Annotated in this window: 2 protein-coding genes; both read left to right on the top strand. The window is 39.2% G+C overall.

Annotated features, from left to right (window positions below):
- The coding region (locus tag HMPREF0373_RS11845; protein ID WP_021739967.1) for a rubrerythrin family protein at positions 1–219 on the top strand (219 nt) is incomplete at its 5' end.
- A 27-nt stretch (positions 220–246) separates the two neighbouring features.
- Positions 247–1,191, top strand: coding sequence for an L-lactate dehydrogenase (locus HMPREF0373_RS11850; RefSeq protein WP_021739968.1), 945 nt, complete (start codon positions 247–249; stop codon positions 1,189–1,191).
- Positions 1,192–1,210: the final 19 nt, after the last annotated feature.

The following is a 1,210-nucleotide window of genomic DNA, read 5'->3' on the forward strand; positions in this document are numbered from 1 at the left end:
AAATTCAGGGCAGTAGGTGAGATTGAGAAGCACCATGAGGAAAGATATCGAGCACTTCTTAAGAATATTGAAACTGCACAGGTATTTGAAAAGAGCGAAGTTAAGGTATGGGAATGCCGTAACTGCGGACATATTGTGGTAGGAACTAAGGCGCCTGAAGTATGTCCGGTATGTAATCATCCACAGAGCTATTTTGAAGTACATGAAGAGAATTATTAAGGAGATGAGATTATTACGAAGAAGAAAGTGATTAATTCAAAAAAAGCAGTAATGATAGGCTGTGGCTTTGTTGGTTCTGCATCGGTATTTGCTCTGATGCAGAGTGGCTTGTTTACAGAGATTGTCCTTATCGATGCAGATAAGAACAAGGCAGAAGGAGAAGCGATGGATATCAGTCATGGTATTCCATTTGCGAGTCCGATGAAAATATATGCCGGAGATTATGATGATGTGGCTGATGCTGCAATTGTTGTCATATCTGCCGGAGCGGGACAGAAACCGGGAGAGACAAGGCTTGATCTCGTAAATAAAAATGTAGCAATATTTAAGTCAATTATTCCTGAAATAGCAAAGAGAAATTTTGCAGGTATCATGCTTGTAGTTGCGAATCCGGTAGATATCCTGACTCAGGTAGCTATAAAGTTATCAGGACTTCCAGAAAACAGGGTTATTGGATCGGGTACTGTGTTAGATAGTGCCAGATTAAGATATAAGCTTGGCGAGCATTTATCTGTGGACAGCAGGAGTGTTCATGCATTTATAGTAGGTGAGCATGGAGACAGCGAAGTTGTAGCATGGTCATCAGCCAATGTATCTGGTGTTCCATTAAGTGAAATGTGTGAAATGCGTGGACATTACAAGCACAAGGAAAACACAGCAGAAATAGCTACAGCAGTCAAGAACAGTGCTTATGAGATTATAAACAAAAAGCATGCTACATATTATGGAATTGCAATGTCTGTAAAAAGAATCTGCGAAGTGATTATGAGAGATGAAAAATCAATACTTCCTGTATCACACATGATTCATGGAGTATATGATATTGACGGAGTATCGTTAAGTATGCCAGCTATTGTAGGTGCAGATGGTATTGAGTCTGATATACCTATTAATTTAAGCGGCGAGGAAGCGTTAAAGCTTAAGGAATCTGCAGATTCATTGAAAAAGATTATGGAGACAATTGAATTATAAATTTTACACATGGAAGGAG

The organism is Eubacterium ramulus ATCC 29099, from assembly GCF_000469345.1.
Lineage (GTDB): Bacteria > Bacillota > Clostridia > Lachnospirales > Lachnospiraceae > Eubacterium_I > Eubacterium_I ramulus.